Source organism: Actinomycetota bacterium (assembly GCA_014360645.1).
Lineage (GTDB): Bacteria > Actinomycetota > Geothermincolia > Geothermincolales > RBG-13-55-18 > Solincola_B.
In genome coordinates this window covers 200,572-223,341 of the sequence record JACIXD010000003.1, presented here as the reverse complement: position 1 = coordinate 223,341, position 22,770 = coordinate 200,572, and the positions used below count along the sequence as shown (strand labels likewise).

Below are 22,770 nucleotides of genomic sequence, written 5' to 3'. Positions count from 1 at the left end.
CCTATCGCCCCCCCTCACCGCCGGCCTCCCATGGCCACCATGAAACCTCCCGCCCCCTCCAGGCCGAGCAGCGCGACGGCCTTCTCGTAGGCCACCGCCATCGCCCCCAGGGGACGGTTCACCGCGCTCACCAGGTAATCCGGATAGGTGCGCAGGTGCTGCACCTCGTACCCCGCACCCTCCATGGCCGCGCGCAGGGCTCCGGGCGTGTTGCAGCGGTAGCGTACCGGGAATATCTCCCCGGGCCGCCTCCCGCTCACGCGCCCCACCAGGCGCATGCGCGCCTCCTGGGACAGCAGCCTGGAGAGGACGAAGTTCGCGGCGTAGGGATAATAGAGGACGTTGGCGGTGAGGACGAGTAACCTCCCCCCGGGGACCAGCGCCTCGCGCACGGCGCGCATGAACCGCACGGGGTCCTCCAGGTGCTCGAGGAGGAACTTGCAGGCCGCCAGGTCCACGCTTCCCGGCTCCAGGGGCAGCTCGCCCTCCAGGTCCGCCTGGAGATAGCGCCCGTAACGGCCTGCCACCGGCCTCGCATCCACACCCACGAGCTCGCCCGCCACCTCCTCCAGCTCCGCCAGATAGTCCTCCTCCCCACATCCCAGGTCCACCACCCGTCCCCCGAGGGGACAGTGCACGCGGGCCAGATGCAGGTAGGTGGTATGGGCATCGGGGCCCGGCGGCAGCCACCGGCGGTAGAGCCCCCGCGTCCACTCCCGCGCCCCCTCGCGTCTCACAACAGCTCCCGCAGGCTCTCCACCACCATGTCCGGCCGGGGGGTGAAGCCCTCCAGGTCCTCTCTCCTGGACACCCCCGTGAGCACCAGGCAGGTGTCGAGGCCCGCCCTCCACCCGCCCAGCACGTCCGTCTCCAGGCGGTCCCCGATGATGAGGGTCTCGTCCGCGCGGCTCCCCGCCCGTCCCAGGGCCATCTCCATCATAAAGGGGTTGGGCTTGCCCACCACCAAGGCCTCTCTTCCCGCCGCCCTCTCCAGCGCCGCCAGGATGGAGCCCGCGCCGGGCCAGAGACCGTCCGGGGCGGGATAGGTGGCATCTGCGTTGGTGCCCACGAAGACGGCTCCGGCGTGCAGCGCTAGGCAGGCGATGCGCAGCTTGTCATAGGTGAGCTCCGTGTCCCATCCCACCACCACGAAGTCGGCGTGCCTGCCCTCCTCCCCCGTCGGCAGGGCGAGCCCGGTCCGGCCTAGCTCCTCCTGCAGCCCCGGACCACCTAGGAAATATGCGCTCTTTCCCTCCATGCGGTAGTTCTCGGCGAGAAAATCCGCCGTGGCGGTGGCGGAGGTGAGGATCTCATCCTCCTCTGCCGCTATACCCATCCCGGCCAGCTTGTCGCGGTACTGGCGGCGGGAGAGGCGGGAGTTGTTGGTTAGGAAGAGCAGGCGCTTTCCCGCGGCACGCGCCGCGGCTATGAACTCCACGGCGTCGGGGATGGGCTCGCGGTCTAGGTACACCACGCCGTCCATGTCCATGAATATGGCCCGGTAAGGTTCTATGGCCGCCACCCCGTCCCCCGCTCCTCTTCCCGGCCACGGGCCTGACGTCCCAGCTCCCGCTGGTAGCGGGCGAGGGCGCTGCCGTACAGCTCCACCTCCGGGGCCATGGCCATGGCCAGCTTAACCTGGCCGATGGCATGCTGCAGCCGGCCCGCGCTGCTCAGGCAGCGGCTCAGCCCGTAGCGTGCGAAATGGTTGGTGGGATCGATCTCCAGGGCCTCCTCGAACTCCCGCATGGCCAGCTCGTGGCGCCCGCTGTTGTAGTAGGCGATTCCCAGCGCCTCCACGATGGACCCCCTGCCGGGCTCCAGTGCTTTCGCCCTCTCCAGCAGGGGGGCGGCGTCCAGGTGTCTGTGCTCATCCAGCATGGCCCTCGCCTCGGAGAGCAGGCGATACGCCTCTTCCATCAAGACCCCCCTTCGCCTCCGGCGGCCCCTCTGTCCGCCGCTTTCGGTCCGCGCTCCGAGAGCCGGACCAGGCCCGCGAAGGACACGGCGAGGCCGCCCAAGACCATGAGATAGGAAGGCCAGACGGCGTGCCTCTCGTACCCGGCCGCCTCCGCGGGTATTGCCAGGTTTTTCCTCCACGCCGCCTTCATGGCAGCGTTGTATACGCCGCTGTTTCCGGACAGGGCCACGAACACCAGGGGGATGATCACCAGGCCCGCCAGCAGCAGCACCACCCCGAAATCCACCTTAAGCCTCTCTCCTCCCAGGATGAGGGCGGCGGCCATAAAGCACCACGCCAGGACCGCCAGCGCCATCGCCGCATACACCGGCCCTCCCAGGTCCACGCCCCTCACCCCCACCTCCTGAAGGGCGCCTCCCCCCTGGGAGACCCATCTCACCCTTACCCAAGCCAGGAAGGAAAAGACCGCCACCGCAGCCGCCCCGCAGGTGGCAGTGGCCACGGCGAAGCGGTCTCCCCAGTCCCAGGGACGCGCGCGGTGGAGGAGCATGCCCGCCGGGCCTTTTCGCCCCCCGCCGCCCGGCACGCCCGTGCCGTCCACCGCCCGCAGCGCCGGCCTTCCGTAGGGGCCCCTCTTTCCCCGTTTTCTTCCCTCCCGGGGCATGGGCGTCACCGCCGTCCCCGAGGGCTTCTCCTTCCCTTTTTTTCTGCCCTCCCCCTTCAGCCTGCGCTTCATGCGCGAGATGCGCTCGTAGGTCTTTTCGCTGAAGGTGATGGTGATGGTGAACTTCTTCGCGGCTCTACCCTTCTCCCCGGCTCCCTTTTCCGCCAGCGGTCGCATGGATACCACCTTTTTCTGCGCGGGTGGGGTGAGAACGGCCCTCGCCCCCGCCGACCCGGACGCTCTGCCTTCCCCCAGCACGGAGATGTTATCCGGCGCCGCCTCTCCCCCCGGCGCGGATGCGGAGGAACGGTAGTGGGGGCTCGCCGCGGCCCCCGCCTCGGGCGGGACCTCGCCTTTCCTGCGCGGACCCATCCTTCCCTTCATGCGGGCGTAACACTGGTCGCAGAACAGCCTGCCCTGGGGGATCTCCCTTCCGCAGCTAACGCATTCCGCCATCCCTCGCCCCCCCGCTCCCATCGGAGCCTCTCCGCCGCCCTTCAGCGGCCTGCGGCGCCTCTTTCCTCGCGCGTCCCGCCAACGCCGGCCGGGCCTCCGTCATCCTCACCTCACTCCCCGCACGTGGTCCCTTATCCAGAGGAAGAGGTCCGGGAAGCGCCGGCGCAGGAACTCCTTTGCGCCCTCCCGCGCCCTCTCGCTCGCCCTCGCCGCCCTCACCAGGGTCCGGTGGGGGAGGCGGGGGCTCACGAACAGCGCGTCCACCGCCTTCTCCAACCTCCGCCCCAGGAAGGCGGGCAGCCGCTCCAGCCCGCGGTAGATTCTCACGAAGGGGCGGAAGTAGTAGCGAGCGAAGTAGAGCTGTTCCCGCGGGAGAGTGGGCTGGTCTACGAAGCGGTCCTCGCGGTAGTCGTACGCCGGCGGCACCCACCCCTCGCGCACCGCGGTTTCGAAAAGGGGGGTGTCGGGGTAGGGATAATAGACCGGGCTCAGGGAATGGTCCGCCTTTATGCGGGCGTTGAGCTTGATGGTGTCCAGGATCCGGGACTTGTCCTCGTAGGGAAGCCCCACCATGTTGTAGGCCACGGTCTTGATCCCCGCCTCCCTGCAGGCCTCGAAGGCCTGCTCTATCTTCTCCCGGCTCATGTGGCGGTTCAGCACCTGGTTGCGGATATAGTCGTTTCCGCTCTCCACCCCGAAGAACATCTGGTAGCACCCCGCGCGGCGCAGCATGCGCACGATCTCCGGCGTGACCAGGTTGGCGCGGTAGTTGCAGATGAAGGGAAGGGCTATCTCCCTGCGGTAGAGCTCGGTGAAGCGCTCCAGCCAACCCCCCTTCCAGGGCAGGATATCGTCGCGGAAGTTCAGGTACTCGATGCGGGGGTAGGTGGCCAGCAGCTTCTTCAGGTATTCGATGCTGTACTCGGGGCTGTGGAAGCGGGAATAGCGGTTCTTGTTGGGATATATGTCGCGCATCCTCTTGTTGGAGCAGTAGGTGCAGCTGTATGGGCACCCGCGGGAGAGGATGACCACGCCGGTGTTGATCCGCGTGGACAGCAGCTTGCGGAAATCGAACACCCCGAAGTCGGGCAGGGGGAGGGTGTCGATATCCTCGATGAGGGGCCGAACGGGGTTGCGGTGCACGGTCCCGCCGTCACGCACCCAGATGCTCTCCACGTCCCGGTAGTCCTCGCCCGCGTCCATCCTCCGCACCAGCTCCAGGACCGCCGCCTCTCCCTCGCCCCGACACAACATGTCCACCCCCTCGGTGGCGATGACCTCCTCGGGGAGGGTGGTGGGATGGTAGCTGCCGCAGATCACCGGGGCCTCCACGGCGTCCCTGGCCCACAGCACGTACTCCTTCACCTGCGGGTACTCGCGGGTCATGGTCACGAACCCCAGCAGGTCCGGCGCCTCGCGCCGCAGCTCCGCCTGGAAGGTCTCCCTGGCCGCGGGAGCGGTGAGGTGATAGAGGGAGACCTCGTGCCCGGCCCGCTTGAGGACCGCGGAGAGGCTGGCGATACCCTCCATGTACCAGCCGCCCTCCTCCACCCCCAGCATGCGTCCGTCATGGGGATCCACGTTCACCTTGTAATCGGGATAGACGAACAGTACCTTCAAGCCTCCCTCCTCGCGGGTCGGTGTTTATTACGATTATAGATGACCCCCGGCGACGCAACCATAACCGCAGACCTTACCGGTTTAAAGGGAAATGCCCCGGTATCTTTTCCCTCAGGCCCGGGCCGACCGGGCCGCTTCACCATGACAGCAGGTGATCCTGGCCGCTTCGCTCACTTGAAGCGGTAGAGGGAGAAGGGCTCGATATCCAGGCTGGTCTCGCCGTCCAGCACCAGCTCGCTGAGGAGCTTGCCGGTTACGGGAGCCAGGCAGATGCCGTCCCCGGAGTGCCCCGTGGCGATGAAGAACCCCCGCACTCCCTTCACCGTCCCCAGGATGGGAAGGCCGTCGGGAGAATACGGTCGCAGCCCGGCGAAGGAGCGGATGACGTCCAGCTCCTTTATCCAGGGTAGGTAGTACATGGCGTTCCTGGCGATGGCGTTCATGGCCTCAGGGGTGGTGCTGGCGTCCGCACCCGCGAACTCGCGCGTGCTTCCCAGGAGGAAGTTGCCGCTGGCGGTCTGCTCCGCCGTGAAGCCCAGACCCAGCTTCACCGCCTCCTCGTCCCGGGGCATGAGCTCGGCGATGTTCCCCTTGGTCCCGAGATATTCCGCCCCGTAGAGGATCACGTCCAGCATGCGCTCCCTGGCCTCGGTCACCAGTATCTGGCCGCGCTGCGGCATCACCGGGATGTCCACGATGATCATCTTCCCGATCTGGTTGGAACCCCTCCCCGCCGCGCAGACCACGCGCCGGGAGTGGATGCTCCCGCGGCTGGTGTGCACCTCGCGCACGCGGTTGTTGGTGACCACGATGTTCTCCACCCTCGTGCCCTGGAGGATGGTGGCCCCCATCTCCTGGGCCTTGCGCGCGAGCCCCAGGGTGAGGGCTATGGGGTTCACCTGGGCGTCCTGGGCGCAGTAGGAGGCCCCCTTTATGTCCCCGCCCACCTCCGGAAGACGCGACTTCAGGTCCGAGGGGGTGAGCATCTCCACCTCCAGCCCCGCGGCCTGCAGTTTCTTGGCCCTCGCCTTCAGCTCCTTCAGCTGTTCCTGCGTGGTCGCCAGCATCATGCCCCCGCAGGGATTGTATTCGATGTCGTCGTCGAGATCCTCGGCCAGGTACGAGAAGAGCGCCGCGCTCTCGCGCGCCAGCTCCAGGTGCGCGCCCGGCTGCTTGGTCTGCAGGGAGACGAACCCGTCGCAGGCGCCGGAGGCCCCGCTCGCCAGGTCCTCCTCCTCCACGATCATCACCTCGGCGCCTTCCTTGCACAGGTAATAGGCTATGGCGGCGCCGATCACCCCGCCTCCGATGACCACCACTTCCGAGCTCATCACCTCAGGCATCTTCTCCCCCTAATTTTCCCAGCTTCACCGGCCTCACCGGCGGCCGCGACCGGAAGGTCCCCGCGGCGCCCTCATCGAACCCCCGCGCCCGGGACAGCTCCTCCCGCACCAGGTCCTGGCAGAACCTGCCCTGGCAGTACCCCAGTCCCGCGCGCGTAAGGCGCCGCAGGGAACGCAGAGAGGCGAGCCATGACGCCTCCTCCCGCACGCGTGAGCCGCTCACCTCCTCGCAGCGGCAGAGGAGACATTCGCCTCCCCGCGGCTCCTCGTCCGGCGCAGGCCGCGCCTCCCATGGGATTAGTCGGTCTCTCACGCCCCTGACCTTTAGCGCCCGGCCTTCCTCCACCTCCACCGTGACCAGGGAGGTCCCCGTGCGGCCGCCCACCCTTCGCACGCCCACCACCTCGCACCTCCCGAGGGGATTCCCATCCCCGTCCACGGCCCACATCTCGCGGCCCGCGCCTATCTCCCCGCCCATCTCGTAGGGGACGGTGACCCTCGCCCGCCCGTCCCCCCCGGAACGGTCGAGGAGGAAGATGGCCATGCCCGGGCACAGGGCCACGCACCTGCCGCATCCGTCACAGCGCCGGGGATCGAAACGCGGGGGCGCGCATATCTCCTCGCCCACCATGATGGCCCCCCTGGCGCATGCCTCCTCGCAGGGATCGCAGGGGATCTCCTCGCGGCAGTCCACCACCGCCACCGGCCCCGAGGCCGCCCTCTCCCAGGAGAGCGACCAGGCGTCGTCCCCGCCGGGCGACATCCCGCTCACGCGCAATGCATGTCCTCCTTCGCCGCTCGCTTCGCCTCTCCGTACCTGCCGCCCCGCAGGGCCCGCAGGTAGCGGCGTACCTCTTCCCTGGCCTTCTCCGCCTCATCGCTATCCAGCCTGCCGAGGTCCTCGGCGGCGGAGATCCCGGCCATCCTTCCCTCCTCCATGGCCACGGAGGCCTCCTCCACCCCCGCCGCGTCGCCTGCGACGTACACGCCGCGCTGGTCGGTGCGCATGTCCCCGTCGTGCCGGGGCAAGAAACCGCCCAGCTCCCGGCGGTAATCCATCCCGCATCCGCGCATCGCCGCCAGCTCCACCAGGGGAGAGAGGCCCACCGCAAGGCAGACGGCGTCCGCCCTTACCGTCTTCCTTCCCCCTCCCCCCACCTTCTCGAACAACACCTCCTCCACACCCTCCTCGCCCCGAGCCTCGAGCACCCTGTGTCCGAGGTAGAAAGGCACCCCTTCCCTGCGCACGCGCCGCTGGTGTACCTCGTATCCTCCCGCACGCTCGGATACGTCGAGTATCCCCACCACCTCCGCGCCCGCCTGCAGCAACTGGTAGCTCACGATGAGGCCGACGTTGCCCGCTCCCACCATGAGCACCCTCCCGCCCGGAAGGACGCCGTGGAGGTTGACCAGGGTCTGCGCCGCTCCCGCCCCCATCACCCCCGGGAGGGTCCACCCGGGGAAGGCCAGACTCTTCTCCGAGGCGCCCGTGGCCACCACCACGGCGCGAGCCCGCATCAGGTACACCCCCTCGCCTCCCTCCACCATCAGGTCTCCGCTGGGAAAGAATCCCAGGACGGTGGAGGACAGCCGCATCTCCACCCCCGCCTCCTCGCACTCCCGGGCCAGCTCCGCGGCGATCTCGAAGCCGCGTCTCCCGGCTCCGTGCCGCCGAGAGCCGAAGAAACGGTGTATCTGCTTGGTGAGCTGCCCTCCGGGGCGGTCGTTCTCGTCCAGCAGCACCACCTCCACACCCGCTGCGGCAGCCACCGAGGCGGCGCACATGCCCGCGGGCCCGCACCCCACCACCGCCATCTCCCGTTCCTCCACGGGCAGGCTCAACTCCTTGGCTCCCCCCGTTGCGTCTCGACGCGCATGCCCTCCCTCACCGGGGTGCGGCAGGTGCGCACGTTGGAGACCCCGTCCACGGTCATGCAGCATTCCGTGCAGCGGCCGATCATGCAGAAGGGACCCCGGGGCTCGCCTCCGCGCCTCGCGCGGCGCATCGTCCGCATGCCCGCGGCGTAGAGGGCCGCTGCCACCGGCTCGCCCTCCCTCGCCGCCACCGGCTCACCGTCAAGGAAGATGACCACCTCGCGTCCTCCGCTGAATGTCTCCAGCACCGGGTGATGTCCGACCCTGCCCGCGCCGAAGCTCGCCTCGTTCCTCATCTCCTTCTTCCCGCTCACCCGAGGATGATACGACCTGCCCGCGGTCCCGCCACGCGGTGAACCATCCGCCGCGGCGCGGCTCGGGGTCCGCGCCGTAATTATTATAAACCCGGCGCGGTGCGGCACGGACGCGTCGCCCCGCCTTCCCTGCTCTCTCGCCGTTCCCGCGACCCTCCTTACCCCGGGCAACACCGCCGATCCACGGAAGAGGCGCTGAGCACAACGCCCCATGTCAAAACGCCGCTCCCGCCCTCTCCGCCCGCGCGGCGGAGAGGAGTGCTATCATGTCCCCGTAGGAAGGAAAAGCGTATGGTGCCGGGGACGCGGGCTGTCCTCGGCCCTCAAGTCCGCGGGAGGTAAACGGTGGAGATAGATGGGGAGGAGCTAGAGAAGCTGCGCCTGGGCGCCCTGACCGCCATAGACGGTCTGTGGTTCATGGAGGTCGAGAAGCGTTACGGGTTCCAGGCGGCCCTGGAGCTCGACCTCGAGGTGTGGAAGGCCTACGGCAGGGTGCTCATGAAGAGACTGGCGCGCATGAAGGGTCTGGCCATAGGGGATGGCGGGCCCGTGGACCTCGCGACGGTCAACTTCCTCATGGAGACCTTGTGCCGCGTGGACGGAACGGAGTGCGAGGGGGAGTTGGACGGGGAATCCATAGTCTTCCGCGTGCGCAGATGCTCCTGGTGGGACAACCTCTCGCGTTCCGGCCGCGAGAAGCACGTCCCCTGCGAGTTCGTGGACAACACCATCTTCCGCGACTGGCTGCAGGCGGTGGACCCGAGCCTGGGTTTCGAGATCACGCGTTCGCTGCCGCGCGGAGACGGTCACTGCGAGTGGGTGATACGCCGCCTTTCCTGATCCCTCACCATGCCCGGCGGGCTTTTCCCTCTCTTTACACCGGCATCACGCATCACCCTGTCCCGCCGTGAGGACCGCTGTGTACGGGCAGGCAGCCGCGTCTTCCGGCCCATGCCCGCGCGGGAAGCGGGCGCCATATCACATAAAAGGACCGGGGGCTTCCCGCCGTTCCTCTGACCGTGTAGGGATGACCCCTGAGCGGGCCTGGCCGGGCGGCGCGGCGTACGAGGACCATGCGATCCATGCAGGCAGGGCGATCCGGTGGCCGGGGTTACAGAGACAGTAGGTCACGGCTTAAGCGCGCGGGTGACGAACTCCACCGCCTCCCTGGTTATCTCCTCCATGTTGTGCTTCAGAGGGTCTTCCATCCAGTAGTTCGCCAGCCTCACCAGTTGCCCGATGATGGCATAGGCCACGATGTCCGGGTGCAGCTTCCTGATGGAACCCTCCTTGATCCCCCGGCTGAGGGTGACCCTCAGGTCATTGGTGATGAGGGTCATGATCTGGGAGAGCTTGCGCTCGTAGGGGGTATCGGAGAGCACGGAATCCTCGAGATAGAGGGTGTATATCTCGCGGTTCTCCACGATAACCTGGAAGGCCACGGGGATGGCGATGCGTATGCGCTCCAGCATGTCCGGGACCGCCGCTATCTCCTCCGAGACCCGCTTGCGGAATTCGCGCACTCCCTCCTCCGCCAGGTCCAGCAGGAGGTCTTCCTTGCCCGAGTAATGCTGGTGAAACTCCCCCAGGGATACCCCCGCCAGGTCGATGATGTCCTCCTGGGTGGTATCGTAGTATCCCTTGCCGGAGAAGAGCCTGCTCGCGGCGCGCATGATCCTGCGGCGCGCGTCCTCGACCCCACCTTCCTGCTCTCCTCTTTCATCGCCGAACATCTCTCCCACCAGACGCCCCGGCTCCGCGCCCACCTCGCGCCAGATCTTCACCTTGGCGGCCATTATCTCCCTGATCTTCTCCAGCGGAAGATGTCTCTGCACCTGCAGGCGCCGGATGTAGTTGATCATCTGGATATAGGAGGGGTCGTAGTAGGCCATGTTCTTATGTGTTTTCACCGGCGGAGGCAGCAGCCCGATGCGCACGTAATAGTTGATCGCAGAGGTGGAGACCCCGGTGGCCCGCGCCACCTGGGAGACCTTCAGCAGGTTTCCCCTCGCGGGCCCCCTTTTCTTCGCTCTTCTCCCTCCCGGCTTCTCAGACATATGTTAAGTATAGGTTAACACTAGTGGAAAAGGAATACGCCGATCCCACTGCCTTCGCCTGCCCAAGATGTGCCGCCCCCGGTCTGCAGCGGTATCCGCGTCCCGGGACCCCCGTCTCCGAAATCGCGCCCGAGGGCCTCCGTTCACGGCCTGCGGCCCCTTGGGCTTTCCTCAAGGGAAGGCCGTCTCGTGGTCGTAGACCACCAGCCCCGAGGGCAGCTTGGGGTGAAAATAGGAGCTCTTGTGGGGCATGCGCTCCCCGCCCTCCGCGATCTCCCAGATCTCCTCCATGCTGGTGGCGCGCAGCATGAATGCCGCCTCCGCCGCGCCCCCCTCCAGGGCGGCGGCCACCTCCTCCTCCCAGGGGGTGAAGAAGAGCTCTCCTTTTTCGGCCAGCTCCCCCGCCTCCATGCCCAGGGCCTCCCCGAACACCAGAGAATGCAGGAGGCTGACATCCAGGCGCCTCCATCTGGCGCTGCTGCCCTCTTCCGGCCGCGCGGCCGCCTCCACCCCCTCCCGGAGCACCAGCCTCCATGCTCCCTCCCGCGTGAGCATATGAAAGACAGGCCTGCCGCCCTCCGTCTCGGCACCTGCGCCGCCCGGCATCCCTTTCCCCGTCCTCCATTCTCCGTCGTCGACCCTCTCCACCTCGAACATCCCGTCGAGTCTGCGGACCGTCTCCCGGGCGGGAAGGGGCAGGCGCCTCAGCACCCTGTGCACCGGCAGGATGAGCAATCCGGGGTCCTCGGAACGGAAGAGCACCGCGGAGACGAATGCGCGTGGGTGCCCGGCCGCGTAAGCCGCGGAGTCCTCGCGTGCGTAGGCGAGGGCGGTCTCGTAGCGATGGTGTCCGTCCGCGATGATCAGCCTTCTTCCCTCCAGGCGGCGGCAGATCTCCTCCGCGCCCGCGCCGTACCCCATCCTCCAAAGCTCATGTTCCATCCCCTCGCAGTCGCGGAACGCGAGAAATGGCTCGGCGGAGACCGCCCGTTCGATGAGCTCCAGGACCTCCCCAGCGGGGTCGCGGAAGACCATGAACACCTGGCTGAAGTTCGCCCTGCACGCGCGCAGCAGGCTAAGACGCTGCGAGCGGGTGCGCGGAAAGGTCCTTTCGTGGGGAAGGACCATCCCGCTCTCCAGGTCCGTGCACCTCACGGCGGCAAGCAGGCCGGTACGGCTCAAAGTCCCCGAGGCGGGATGCGCGAAGGTCTGACGGTAGACATATACGCCCGGACCATCGTCCAAACCGAGCACCCCCTCCCGCTTCCAGCTGGAGAAGAGGGCGGCGGCCTGGTCCCAGAATTCCGGTGCCCCTCCCGGCAGGGGAAGGATCAGCCTGACGATGTTGTAAGGAGAGCGCGCGAGCAGGACCTTCTGCTCCTCCTCGCCGATGACGTCATAAGGGGGGGCGATGACCCGCGCCATGTCGCCCACCACCTCGCGCCGGTAAAGGGTCCCGCGCAGCGGCCTGATGCTGTCAAACGACAAACCTTACCTCCCATAATCTACCATATGAGGTGAGGGAGCTCTTATTTGTCTGAACATTATATCCAAAGCGCGACCCCTTGTATACGCGCGGCGCGGCACTGCCATTCTCGCCTGCGCAACTTTTCACCGCCATCACCCCGGCCTCCCGATGCGGCAGCGTGGCGCCCGCCGCCGCATGTCCGCGCCACGATCGGTGCGCTGAACGCCGCTCCCCGCGAGGGCGGCCCCACGGGGGCGAGGCCGCCGTGTCGACCCCGGAGCGGGTGTCTGGAATCGAGCGCGACTTTTTTTCGTCATGCCCTTGCGGCACGCGCCGGGTTGTTATAAAAATAGACCTGCCGATAGCGGAGCAAATCCTCGTACCACTCGGTGTTCACTGCACGATCTTACGCCCTGGGGAGGCCCGCATGACCTTTAACTCGGAGCAGGCCGCCTGCCTGTCCGGATGTTCCCGGCGACAGTTGCGCTATTGGAAGAAGACCGGGATCATGCAGCCTGCGGAGGTGGAGTTCTCTCCCGGAGGAGCCAGGAGAGACCGTTACGACTTCCGCAACCTGGTGGAGCTCCGGACCATCGTCGCCATGCAGCAGAGGGGCATATCGCTGCAGAAGATACGCAAGACCCTCCAATACCTGCGCGAGCACACCGACTGCTCGCGTCCCCTCGCCGGGTGTAAGCTGGTGACGGACGGATCCACCATCTTCGAGATCTGCGAGGATGCATCCAGCATCCTGGACACCCTGCGCAGAGGGCAGGTGGCCTTCTGCATCGCGGTGGACGGGATCGCCGAGGAGCTCTCCGCACGCCTGCTGGAGATGGCCAGGGACCGCGAGGACTTTCTCTGCCGGCTCATGGCCTGAGGGCGCGGGTGCGGGCCGACTCTTCCCCGCGCCGCTACGCGTCGCGCCGCCGTCGCGGCGCCTTGCGTCAAGGCAAGCATCTCGCATGACTGGCGGCCCCAGTCCGTGCCCGGGTTCCCGCCTTGCCTGCGGGGAGCCCGGCGTCTATCATTCTCCTTGACCGTCATGACAGGCGAGGTGGGACCGAGGTGGGACGATGCTCTTTTCCAGGCCGGATCTCGTTCTCCTGCATCCCCCCAGCGTGTACGACTTCCGCCGCCTCACCATCGTCCCCGGACCCATCAGCGACCTCGTCCCCTCCACGCCGGTCTTCGAGCTCTACCCCATAGGGTTCACCTATCTGGGAGAATATCTCGAGCGCCGCGGCATCAACGTGCGGGTGGTCAACCTCGCGCAGCGCATGCTCGAGGACCACCGCTTCGACGTGCCGCGCTTCCTCTCGCGCCTCGAGCCCGCCGCCTTCGGCATAGACCTGCACTGGCTAACCCACTCCCAGGGAGCGCTGGAGGTCGCTCGCCTGGTCAAGGAGATCCACCCCTCCAGACCGGTGATCATGGGCGGGTACTCCGCGACCTATTTTCACCGCGAGCTCGTCTCCTATCCCTTCGTGGACTACGTGCTCAGGGGCGATTCCACCGAAGAGCCTCTCCTTCGCCTCATGGAGGCCATCAAGGGAGGGGGCACGGTATCGGATATCCCCAATCTCACCTTCCGGGGCCCGGGAGGAACGGTTATCGAGAACCCTCTCTCCTACCTTCCCGCCAGCCTCGAATATCTGGGAGACAACTACCGGTACATGATCAGGTCGGCGCTGAAATACGGCGACTGGAAGAGCCTGCGCGCCTTCTGGAACTGGTGGCGCTATCCCGTCACCATGGTGCTGACCTGCCGCGGCTGCACGCGTGAATGCGCCTTCTGCGGCGGCTCGCGCAGCGCGCTCCTCCGCCTCTGCGGCAGGGAGCGTCCCGCCTTCCGCTCGCCGGAGCGCATCGCCTACGACGTGGAGCTGATAAGCAGGTTCACCACCGCACCCATCTTCGTGGTCGGGGACCTCCTGCAGGGGGGGACCGAATACGCCCTGCGGACCCTGGAGCTGCTAAGCCACGTGGATCTCAGGAACCACCTCGTGCTGGAGCTCTTCTCCCCCGCGCCCCGGGACTACTTCGAGCGCGTGGCCTCTAGCTTCGACAACTTCGACTTCCAGATCTCCCCAGAGACCCACGACGAGGATATTCGCGAGGTCATCGGCAAACCCTACGGCAACGAGGAGCTGGAGCGCTGTATCACCTGGGCCCTGGAGGGAGGGTGCGACAAGTTCGACGTCTTCTTCATGATCGGGCTTCCCGGCCAGGACCGCGACTCGGTGATGGAGACGGTGGAATACTGCGGGGAGCTCCTGCGCCGCTTCGGACCCCGCGTCAATCCCTGCATCGGCCCCCTCGCCCCCTTCATCGACCCCGAATGCGCCTACCACCGCCATCCGGAGCGTTACGGTTACCGCATCATCCACCGCACACTGGAGGAATTCGCCCATGCCTCCCTCTCCCCGCACTGGCGAGACATGCTGGGATACGAGACGCGGTGGATGTCGCGGCAGGAGATCGTGGACGTCACCTACGAAGCCCTCCTTACCCTCAACGCCATCAAGGAGAACAACGGGCTCGTGTCGCCCTCCTTCGCCGCGCGCAACGACCGACGCATCCGCGATACCATCTCCCTGCTCAAGCTGGTGGACGACGTGCTGGCCATCGAGGACGCCGCCCTGCGCCGTGCGGAGCTGGAGAAGCTCCGGCGCGAGGCCGGGAAGCTATTCCGGGAACTGCGTCTCCCCAAGGAGGAGCTCACCTGGCCGGTGACGGGGAGCAGGTTCCGCCGCTTCAACCTCCTCCGCATCCTCATGGGATGGATATAAGACCTGCCCGTGTGAGGTCACTCAGAAGGCGCACGGGCTTTTCCTCCGCCAAAGAGCCCTGTAAAACCCAGCTCCCGCAGGAAAGACGGCGTTCCTCCAGGTCCGCGGATTCGAGGCCTCGGCCGATGCCGACGAAGACGCCCGGCCGGTGACGGGGAGCAGGTCCCGCCGCTTCGACCTCCTCCGCATCCTCATGGGATGGATATAAGACCTGCCCATGTGAGGTCACTCAGAAGGCGCACGGGCTTTTCCTCCGCCAAAGAGCCCTGTAAAACCCAGCTCCCGCAGGAAAGACGGCGTTCCTCCAGGTCCGCGGATTCGAGGCCTCGGCCGATGCCGACGAAGACGCCCGGCCGGTGACGGGGAGCAGGTCCCGCCGCTTCGACCTCCTCCGCATCCTCATGGGATGGATACAGCCACAGTCCGTCCGAGGTCACGGAGCCGCGGCCCGGAGAGGATGTAGGCCGCTGGGGCATGTTCTCCCCCTCGTTCGCCTCTTTGACCGCGGGAGGCCGGCTTTCAGGGCGTGAAGTCCTCGTCCATGATCTGCTCCGCCTTCTCGCGCAGCTGCTTGAAGTCCCTCTTCACACGGCTGCTCTCTGGCAGGAGCTTATCGGTGGCGTTGAATCCCCAGCCCTCGTAGCGGATGGCAATGCGCGGGCTGAAAACCCTCTTGGCCTGCGCCCCGCAGCGCTCACAGTCGGCCACGCGCTCCGCGTCCACGGGCTGGATGAGGTCGAAGCTGCATCCGCATCCCGTGCACCTGTACTCGTAAACGGGCAAATCGCTCACCTCCGTTACATCATTATAGCAAGCGCGGGAGCACGCGTTCCGGCAAAGCGCCGGCGGACTCGCCTCCTCCAGGGGCGATCTCCGCGCCACGACCACCCGGCCCTTCCAGAGGTCGGCGGAGGAAGACGAGGTATCCGATACCCTGGAGGACGGGTTGCCGCAAGAGCCGTTGGGGGCGGGTGCACGTGACGGGCGGCGGTAAACACTGGAGAGCGCGCAGGAAGAACGCTTGGAGGCGGGTGGGCAGGGTCCTCGCGAACCAGGCAGCCTGCTTTGCCGAATCCCGGTAGCGGTGGGATAATCTACTGGTGACCGACATCGCCCCATGAGCCGCTCAGAAAAACGGGGGCGATCCGTTCCGGGAAGGCGGGGCCGCCAAAGGGAGCCGGCCTTGAGAAAGAGGGAGGGCTTGCATGGATTACGAGGCGATAAAGATCGAGAAAGAGGACGGCGTGGCCGTCCTCACCCTGAACCGGCCCGAGACCCACAACGCCATGAACCAGACCATGTTCGCGGAGCTGGGGGTGGCCGCCAAGGAGCTGCAGAACGACCCCGAGGTGCGGGCGGTGGTGTTGACCGGAGCGGGCAAGTCCTTCTCCAGCGGGCTGGACCTGGGGAGCTTCATGGGACTCATGCAGCTCTCAGCCCTGCAGATACACTCCTTCCTCAAGGAGGTCCAGGGCACCTACCTCGCCTACGAGATGATGGACAAGCCCGTCATCGCCGCCGTCAACGGCCTCGCCTTCGGGGGGGCCATGGAGATCATGCTGGCCTGCGACATCCGCATCGCCTCCGAGGATGCCAAGTTCAACCTCATGGAGATCAAGTTCGGCATCATCCCGGACCTCGGCGCCTGCAAGCGCCTGGCGCGGCTGGTGGGCAACGGCTACGCCAAGGAGCTCATCCTCACCGGCGACACCATAGACGCCGCGGAGGCCTACCGCATCGGCATGGTGGAGCACGTGTACCCCAAGGAGCAGGTGCTCCCGGAGGCGCTGAAGCTCGCCCGCCGGCTGGCGGAGGGGCCCATCCTCGGCATCGCCCTGGCCAAGCAGGTCATTAACCGCTGCTGGGACTCGGATCCGGAGACGGCCCTGGAGTTCGAGGCCATCGCCCAGACCCTGTGCCTGGTGTCGGAGGACCACCGGGAGGCCATCCAGGCGCTGGCGGAAAAACGCCCTCCGCGTTTCAAGGGCCGTTGAGCGCGGGGTGGCCGCGGGTAGCTCCCCCTCGCCCGGGCGGGTGATGCGGCGTCAGCGCCTGAGCTCGTCAAGTTCCCGCCTGGCCAGGGCGCCGGCCTCCCCGTCGGGGTCGAGCTGCGCCGCCTTCGCCAGGGAGAACTCCGCCTCCGCCTCGCGCCCCTGCCGGGATAGGCTGGTCCCGAGGACGTAATAAGCCCAGGGGTCTCCGGGGCAGAGCTCGATGTAGCGGCGCATGGAGGCCTCCGCCTCCTCGTGCATGCCCCGGCGGGCCTGCAGCCTTCCCAGCGAGAACCATGCCAGGGGATAATCCTCTCTCCAGGAGAGGGCGGCGCGGTAGCACCCCTCGGCCTCATCGTAGAGCTCGCGCATGGCATAAGCGGCGGCGAGGTTGCAGAGCGTCTCCACGTGGTCCGGACACAGCTCCAGGGCCTTCAGCCAAAGCTTCACCGCGTCTTCCCACATGCCCATGTGCAGGGTGGCCACGCCGGCGAGGTTGAGGACGTCCGGCTCGAACTCGCTGCCCTTGAGGCGCGACTCCGCCCTGAGGAGCAGCTTGAGCGCCTCCCCGTGCCTCCCCTCTCCCAGGAGGAGCTGGGCGGCATTGGTATAGGCGAGGGGGAAATAGGGATCCGCGGCGATGGCCTTGAGGTAGAGCCTCAACTTCATGGCGGGGTCGGTGACCATGCGCAGGGCGTAGATGAAATACACCGCCGCGCCGTCCGAGCGGGGCAGGCCCTCCCCTATCCTGGCCGGGTCCAGGCAGTCCTCTTCCAGGCCCGCGAAACCGGCCACCTCACGGATCATCTCCTCCACCAGATCCTCCAGGGCGGGGAGGTCGAGCTCCAGCTCTCCGCTCCTCACGTCCCCGCGCAGGCCGGAATAATGAAAGCCGGCGCTCCGTGCCTCGCCGTCATCGCCCGACGCGGCCATCATGAGGGTGACCCTCACCTCGTTCACCCGGGGCCTGCCCTCCGGGCCGAAGCGCAGCTCCCCCCAGAGGCAGATATCGGCGGAGACCCTCCGCGCCGCCTCCCTCACCTCCTCGACGCGATGCGCGCCGACCAGGGAGAGGACCTCCCCCTCGCGGGCGGGAGGGAGCAGGTCGATCACCTGCATATGTGCCGCATGCTCCAGGCCGTGCATGAGGTACAGCGCGAGGAGGTGCTCGAAGACCGCTGCGACCTTGCCCGTGGCGTTGGTGGCGAACTGGAAGAGGGCCGCCCTCATCCGCCCTTCCGAAGACTTTATACCCTCCCGCATCGCACCTCATCTCCCGCACCGTGACCCGACTGCCCCCTAAGAGATACCGCGGCCTCTTTCCCTGCTTGGACGGCGCGAGGGTCACGGGTCACATCCCGACTCGCCTTCTCCCCCATTCTAGCAGACGGGCGGCGGCCGTCCGCAGGCCCTGGGGTCGAGGCCGCGCACGGGATGCTCCCTGCAACTCGGCGGCCCCGGATCCCGCCGCTCATCGCTGCGCGGGAACACTGGCCGCCGCACCGCGGCGGTGCGGGGAAGGCGGATATTGTAACCTCCCATCGGCACAGGGCGGGCGGAGCCGCATCGACGCGGGGCAAGTGTCTCCGGGTCGTTGACCTCCCGGGGACACGGCGTTACCCTCGAGCCATAGCTGTTCGCGGCGCCGTGCGCCCCCGGCGAGGGGCGCGGAGATCTTCTCTCGGAGGTGATGGTGATGCAGCAGAACGTGGGCACCCTCGACAGGTTGGCAAGGGCGGCCCTGGCATTGGGCCTCCTCTCGCTGGCGTGGAACAGGCCGGGTAAGCCGGCGGTGATAGCGGCCCTCAATGCCGGGTTGCTCATCTCCTCGGTGGCCTCCGGCTACTGCCCCCTCTACCAGCTCCTGAAGGTCAATACCGTGGGCAAGCCAATCTAAGGCGGCCCGGGAACGAGGAGAAGCCGGGGAAGCAGCCCCGCCCCGGCCGCCTCACCCGCCCCATCGGCACACAGGAAAGGGCCGGTCTCCCGGCCCTTTGTGAGCACTCACAGGATAGGGGGTTTTCCGGACGGCACACCCGACGTTTCGCGGAGTGGAAATTAAAAGGGCCGGTCTCCCGGCCCTTTAAAAGTGTTCCGGCGGCGACCTACTCTCCCACACGGTCTCCCGAGCAGTACCATCGGCGCTGGAGGGCTTAACTTCTGTGTTCGGAATGGGAACAGGTGATCACCTCCGCCATGGCCACCGAGAACATTTGTATTCGGTTTTCAAAGCTCTCGCCTCACGTGCCTTCAAAACTGCACAGCGATCTCCGAGGTTTAAGACCAAGCCCTCGACCTATTAGTACCGGTCAGCTCCACGCGTTGCCGCGCTTCCACATCCGGCCTATCAACCTCGTCATCTACGAGGGGTCTTACCCGGTTTACCCGGTGGGAGAACTGATCTTGGGGTCGGCTTCCCGCTTAGATGCTTTCAGCGGTTATCCGATCCGGACGTAGCTAACCAGCCGTGCCCCTGGCGGGACAACTGGCACACCAGAGGTCCGTTCACCCCGGTCCTCTCGTACTAGGGGCAACTCCCCTCAATTCTCCTACGCCTGCAGCGGATAGGGACCGAACTGTCTCACGACGTTCTAAACCCAGCTCGCGTACCGCTTTAATGGGCGAACAGCCCAACCCTTGGGACCTACTCCAGCCCCAGGATGCGATGAGCCGACATCGAGGTGCCAAACCTCCCCGTCGATGTGGACTCTTGGGGGAGATAAGCCTGTTATCCCCGGAGTACCTTTTATCCGTTGAGCGACGGCTCTCCCACATGATGCCGCCGGATCACTAGGCCCTGCTTTCGCACCTGCTCGACTTGTGGGTCTCGCAGTCAAGCTCCCTTCTGCCCTTACACTCTACAGCTGATTGCCGACCAGCTTGAGGGAACCTTTGGGCGCCTCCGTTACCTTTTAGGAGGCGACCGCCCCAGTCAAACTGCCCACCTGACACTGTCCCGCAACCGGATAACGGCTGCCGGTTAGAGCCCCAGCACACCAAGAGTGGTATCCCAAGGACGGCTCCACGGGAACTGGCGTCCCCGCTTCACAGCCTCCCACCTATCCTGCACATGATGAACCAGAACCCAATATCAGGCTGCAGTAAAGGTTCACGGGGTCTTTCCGTCCTGCTGCAGGTAGCCCGCATCTTCACGGGCAATGCAATTTCGCCGAGTCCCTCGTTGAGACAGCGCCCAAGTCGTTACGCCATTCGTGCAGGTCGGAACTTACCCGACAAGGAATTTCGCTACCTTAGGACCGTTATAGTTACGGCCGCCGTTCACCGGGGCTTAAGTTCGGAGCTTCGCGCACCGGCCGAAGCCGGCCGCTAACCCTTCCCCTTAACCTTCCGGCACCGGGCAGGCGTCAGCCCCTATACGTCGTCTTACGACTTAGCAGAGACCTGTGTTTTTAGTAAACAGTCGCTTGGGCCTGTTCACTGCGACCCCCTCGCGCTCAGGGAGCGAGTCCCGTCACGCTAGCGGGGTGCCCCTTCTCCCGAAGTTACGGGGCCAATTTGCCGAGTTCCTTAACGAGGGTTCTCTCGATCGCCTTAGTATTCTCTACTCGCCCACCTGTGTCGGTTTGGGGTACGGGCACCAGGCAGCTCCCTAGGGGCTTTTCTCGGCGGCATGGATTCGGCGACTTCCCCTATAGGCGGGTCGGCATCACGCCTCAGGCTTGTATGCCGCCAAGCATTTGACTCGGCAGCGCCCTACACGCTTGCCCGCGGTCGACCATCGCCGCGGTTCGCTTATCCTTCCGCGTCCCCCCAATCGGTCAAGCGCTGACTGGTGGTACCGGAATATAAACCGGTTGTCCATCGACTACGCCTCTCGGCCTCGCCTTAGGTCCCGACTAACCCTGGGCGGATTAACCTTCCCCAGGAACCCTTGGGCATTCGGCGGACGGGTTTCTCACCCGTCTTTCGCTACTCATGCCGGCATTCTCTCTTCCCTGCGGTCCATCGATTAATCCCATACGGGAAACCCTTTCGGGTCGACTTCGCTCCCCAGGGAATGCTCCCCTACCCATCACGCCCGTAGGCGCAATGCCGCAGCTTCGGTATCGGGCTTGAGCCCCGTTACATTATCGGCGCGAAACCACTTGACCAGTGAGCTATTACGCACTCTTTAAATGGTGGCTGCTTCTAAGCCAACATCCTGGCTGTCTGTGCAGTCTCACATCCTTTCCCACTTAGCCCGAATTAGGGACCTTAGCTGGCGGTCTGGGCTGTTTCCCTCTCGACCATGGAGCTTATCCCCCACGGTCTGACTCCCGGGCTCTCAAGTACTGGCATTCGGAGTTTGACTGGGTTTGGTAACCGGTGAAGGCCCCTAGTCCAATCAGTGCTCTACCACCAACACTAAACACCCGAGGCTAGCCCAAAAGCTATTTCGGGGAGAACCAGCTATCTCCGAGTTTGATTGGCCTTTCACCCCTACCCACAGGTCATCCCCTCCGTTTTCAACCGAAGTGGGTTCGGTCCTCCACGAGGTCTTACCCTCGCTTCAACCTGCCCATGGGTAGATCACTCGGCTTCGGGTTTACGGCACGCAACTGAATCGCCCTGTTCAGACTCGCTTTCGCTACGGCTCCGGGTATCTCCCTTAACCTCGCTGCGTACCGGTAACTCGCCGGCTCATTCTACAAAAAGCACGCCATCACGGCTTTGACGCCGCTCTGACGGTTTGTAAGCATACGGTTTCAGGTACTATTTCACTCCCCTCCCGGGGTACTTTTCACCTTTCCCTCACGGTACTAGTCCACTATCGGTCGCCAGGGAGTATTTAGCCTTGCGGGGTGGTGCCCGCGGATTCCGACGGGATTTCCCCGGTCCCGCCGTACTCAGGATCCCCTCCGGGAGGTCCGCCCCTTTCGCCTACGGGGCTGTTACCCTCTGTGGCTGGACTTTCCAGAACCATTCGACTAGAGACGGACTTTGTAACTCCCCGGTGCCTCCGCAGCGACACCTGGAGGGTCCTACAACCCCCGACGGACAACGCCTGCGGGCTATCGCATCCGCCGGGTTTGGGCTGTTCCCGTTTCGCTCGCCGCTACTCAGGGAATCGCGATTGCTTTCTTTTCCTCGGGGTACTTAGATGTTTCAGTTCCCCCGCTTGCCTCCTCACGCCCTATGTGTTCAGGCGTGGGTACCGGCGCATTACCACCGGTGGGTTCCCCCATTCGGAGATCTCCGGATCAAAGCCTGTTAGGCGGCTCCCCGAAGCTTATCGCAGCCTGCCACGTCCTTCATCGGCTCCTGGCGCCTAGGCATCCACCGTATGCTCTTAGTAGCTTGGTTAAAACAACCTCTTCGATCACTGTGCAGTTTTCAAGGTACGATCCCGAATCAAGAGCGCACCCCGAAGATGCGCTCACAAAAACGAATCCTATAATAATTATAAGCCCGCGGTCAATAGGTCATCCAGGTGACCCTCGAGTTTTTTCTACTTCGCCTCCTTGAACTTCATGAAGCCGCCGGCGATGGGCACCAGGGAAAGGAGGATCATGATGATCCAAACCGGCCAGTTCATGCCCATCTTCACCCCGATGCCGAACCCCACGCTGGGCTTGAAGAGGAAGCCGAGCAGGGTGAACAGGGTCCCCGCCGCGCCCCATCCCAGGTAGATCAAGCCCGTGGGGAGGCTCAGGGACATGAAGTTGCCCATCTCGTTGGCGATCATGAACCCCGCGAAGAGGAAGAGCAGGAAGTAGATGGTCCACGGCCACCACTGGTAACCGCCCTTGCCGGTCGCGGAGCCAAAGAACTCGACGCTCGCCTTGTACCATCCCAGCAGCGCGAAGATCCAGCAGAGCAGAGCCCCTCCTGCCACCACCAGGTCGGGTATGGGCAGCTTCGAGGTGTCGAGCTGGACCTTCGGCGGACCCATGGGAGCCTGCGGCGGCTGTCCCGGTGGCGGGGGCGGTGGCTGCATGCCTCCCGGCGGGGGTCCTGGCGGTTGCTGTACCATCACACGCTCCTTTCTTCCCTCTACGCCCGTTTCGGGCAAGACGCCTTCGCCTTTCCTCCTATATTATTTTTCGTGCGCCCCGAAATACCTCTTTCCCGTCGCGGATACCGTTGCCTCCCCGCTTCGCCTGTCGCGGATATTCTTCCCCAGCATGAATACTCTAAAACTATAGCACAATCAAGAGCAGCCTCATCGAACATCTTCGCCACCGCCATCCGCGCCGTCCCGAGCATCTGCTCCCGCAGCGGAGAAACGCACCCGCCGACTCCTCCCATCCGCGCTACCGGCGGACCCG

18 protein-coding genes and 2 rRNA genes are annotated in these 22,770 nt (G+C 65.6%); 5 read left to right on the top strand and 15 right to left on the bottom strand.

What is annotated here, in order from left to right; genetic code table 11:
• Positions 1-14: 14 nt before the first annotated feature.
• The 8 genes from H5T74_03960 to H5T74_03925 form a co-directional block, all read right to left on the bottom strand.
• Positions 15-737 carry a class I SAM-dependent methyltransferase gene (locus H5T74_03960; protein ID MBC7229531.1) on the bottom strand — a complete coding sequence of 241 codons (723 nt, stop codon included), beginning with the start codon at positions 735-737 and terminating at the stop codon, positions 15-17.
• Positions 734-1,522, bottom strand: a complete 789-nt coding sequence (locus H5T74_03955; protein MBC7229530.1) for an HAD-IIA family hydrolase — start codon at positions 1,520-1,522, stop codon at positions 734-736. Before H5T74_03955 ends, H5T74_03960 begins: the two co-directional genes overlap by 4 nt.
• A complete protein-coding gene (locus H5T74_03950) occupies positions 1,510-2,100 on the bottom strand; it encodes a tetratricopeptide repeat protein (protein MBC7229529.1) in 591 nt (196 codons plus the stop codon). The genes H5T74_03955 and H5T74_03950 overlap by 13 nt, the downstream gene beginning before the upstream one ends.
• Positions 2,101-3,146: 1,046 nt before the next feature.
• On the bottom strand, positions 3,147-4,661 hold the full coding sequence (locus H5T74_03945) for a B12-binding domain-containing radical SAM protein (GenBank protein ID MBC7229528.1): 1,515 nt from the start codon (positions 4,659-4,661) through the stop codon (positions 3,147-3,149).
• 170 nt (positions 4,662-4,831) lie between these two features.
• Entirely contained in the window at positions 4,832-6,004 is a 1,173-nt protein-coding gene (locus H5T74_03940) for an FAD-binding oxidoreductase (protein ID MBC7229527.1), read from the bottom strand.
• Positions 5,997-6,782 (bottom strand): (2Fe-2S)-binding protein, encoded by a 786-nt coding sequence (locus H5T74_03935; protein MBC7229526.1) that lies wholly within the window; start codon positions 6,780-6,782, stop codon positions 5,997-5,999. Before H5T74_03935 ends, H5T74_03940 begins: the two co-directional genes overlap by 8 nt.
• Positions 6,773-7,819, bottom strand: coding sequence for an FAD-dependent oxidoreductase (locus H5T74_03930; GenBank protein MBC7229525.1), 1,047 nt, complete (start codon positions 7,817-7,819; stop codon positions 6,773-6,775). The genes H5T74_03935 and H5T74_03930 overlap by 10 nt, the downstream gene beginning before the upstream one ends.
• 23 nt (positions 7,820-7,842) lie before the next feature.
• Positions 7,843-8,175 carry a (2Fe-2S)-binding protein gene (locus tag H5T74_03925; protein ID MBC7229524.1) on the bottom strand — a complete coding sequence of 111 codons (333 nt, stop codon included), beginning with the start codon at positions 8,173-8,175 and terminating at the stop codon, positions 7,843-7,845.
• 363 nt (positions 8,176-8,538) lie between these two features.
• On the opposite strand from H5T74_03925, the gene H5T74_03920 reads away from it, so the two are divergent.
• Positions 8,539-9,033 carry a hypothetical protein gene (locus H5T74_03920; GenBank protein ID MBC7229523.1) on the top strand — a complete coding sequence of 165 codons (495 nt, stop codon included), beginning with the start codon at positions 8,539-8,541 and terminating at the stop codon, positions 9,031-9,033.
• A gap of 287 nt (positions 9,034-9,320) precedes the next feature.
• On the opposite strand, the gene H5T74_03915 is transcribed toward H5T74_03920, so the two are convergent.
• Together H5T74_03915 and H5T74_03910 are read right to left on the bottom strand one after the other, a co-directional pair.
• Positions 9,321-10,175, bottom strand: a complete 855-nt coding sequence (locus H5T74_03915; GenBank protein ID MBC7229522.1) for a MerR family transcriptional regulator — start codon at positions 10,173-10,175, stop codon at positions 9,321-9,323.
• 246 nt (positions 10,176-10,421) lie between these two features.
• Positions 10,422-11,738: a DUF1015 domain-containing protein gene (locus H5T74_03910; protein MBC7229521.1), complete on the bottom strand. Its 1,317-nt coding sequence runs from the start codon at positions 11,736-11,738 to the stop codon at positions 10,422-10,424.
• A 407-nt stretch (positions 11,739-12,145) separates the two neighbouring features.
• Between H5T74_03910 and H5T74_03905 the strand changes: the two genes are divergently transcribed.
• Both H5T74_03905 and H5T74_03900 read left to right on the top strand, forming a co-directional pair.
• Positions 12,146-12,598, top strand: coding sequence for a MerR family transcriptional regulator (locus H5T74_03905; GenBank protein ID MBC7229520.1), 453 nt, complete (start codon positions 12,146-12,148; stop codon positions 12,596-12,598).
• Positions 12,599-12,794: 196 nt separating this feature from the next.
• Entirely contained in the window at positions 12,795-14,510 is a 1,716-nt protein-coding gene (locus H5T74_03900; GenBank protein ID MBC7229519.1) for a TIGR04190 family B12-binding domain/radical SAM domain protein, read from the top strand.
• A 519-nt stretch (positions 14,511-15,029) separates the two neighbouring features.
• Here the strand turns inward: H5T74_03900 and H5T74_03895 are convergent.
• The gene (locus H5T74_03895; GenBank protein ID MBC7229518.1) at positions 15,030-15,302 is read right to left on the bottom strand and encodes a hypothetical protein; all 273 of its coding nucleotides are present in this window, start codon (positions 15,300-15,302) and stop codon (positions 15,030-15,032) included.
• 413 nt (positions 15,303-15,715) lie between these two features.
• Here H5T74_03895 and H5T74_03890 point away from each other — a divergent pair, with 413 nt between their 5' ends.
• Positions 15,716-16,504 (top strand): enoyl-CoA hydratase, encoded by a 789-nt coding sequence (locus tag H5T74_03890; protein ID MBC7229517.1) that lies wholly within the window; start codon positions 15,716-15,718, stop codon positions 16,502-16,504.
• Positions 16,505-16,555: 51 nt separating this feature from the next.
• On the opposite strand, the gene H5T74_03885 is transcribed toward H5T74_03890, so the two are convergent.
• Complete coding sequence (locus H5T74_03885) at positions 16,556-17,731, bottom strand: tetratricopeptide repeat protein (protein MBC7229516.1); 1,176 nt, start codon at positions 17,729-17,731, stop codon at positions 16,556-16,558.
• A gap of 460 nt (positions 17,732-18,191) precedes the next feature.
• Between H5T74_03885 and H5T74_03880 the strand changes: the two genes are divergently transcribed.
• Positions 18,192-18,398, top strand: coding sequence for a DUF2892 domain-containing protein (locus H5T74_03880; GenBank protein ID MBC7229515.1), 207 nt, complete (start codon positions 18,192-18,194; stop codon positions 18,396-18,398).
• Positions 18,399-18,593: 195 nt separating this feature from the next.
• Here H5T74_03880 and rrf read toward each other — a convergent pair.
• The 3 genes from rrf to H5T74_03865 all read right to left on the bottom strand — a co-directional run bounded on the left by rrf (position 18,594) and on the right by H5T74_03865 (position 22,475).
• Positions 18,594-18,709 (bottom strand): 5S ribosomal RNA (gene rrf, locus H5T74_03875).
• 66 nt (positions 18,710-18,775) lie between these two features.
• A 23S ribosomal RNA gene (locus H5T74_03870) occupies positions 18,776-21,803 on the bottom strand.
• A gap of 147 nt (positions 21,804-21,950) precedes the next feature.
• Positions 21,951-22,475: a hypothetical protein gene (locus H5T74_03865; protein MBC7229514.1), complete on the bottom strand. Its 525-nt coding sequence runs from the start codon at positions 22,473-22,475 to the stop codon at positions 21,951-21,953.
• Positions 22,476-22,770: the final 295 nt, after the last annotated feature.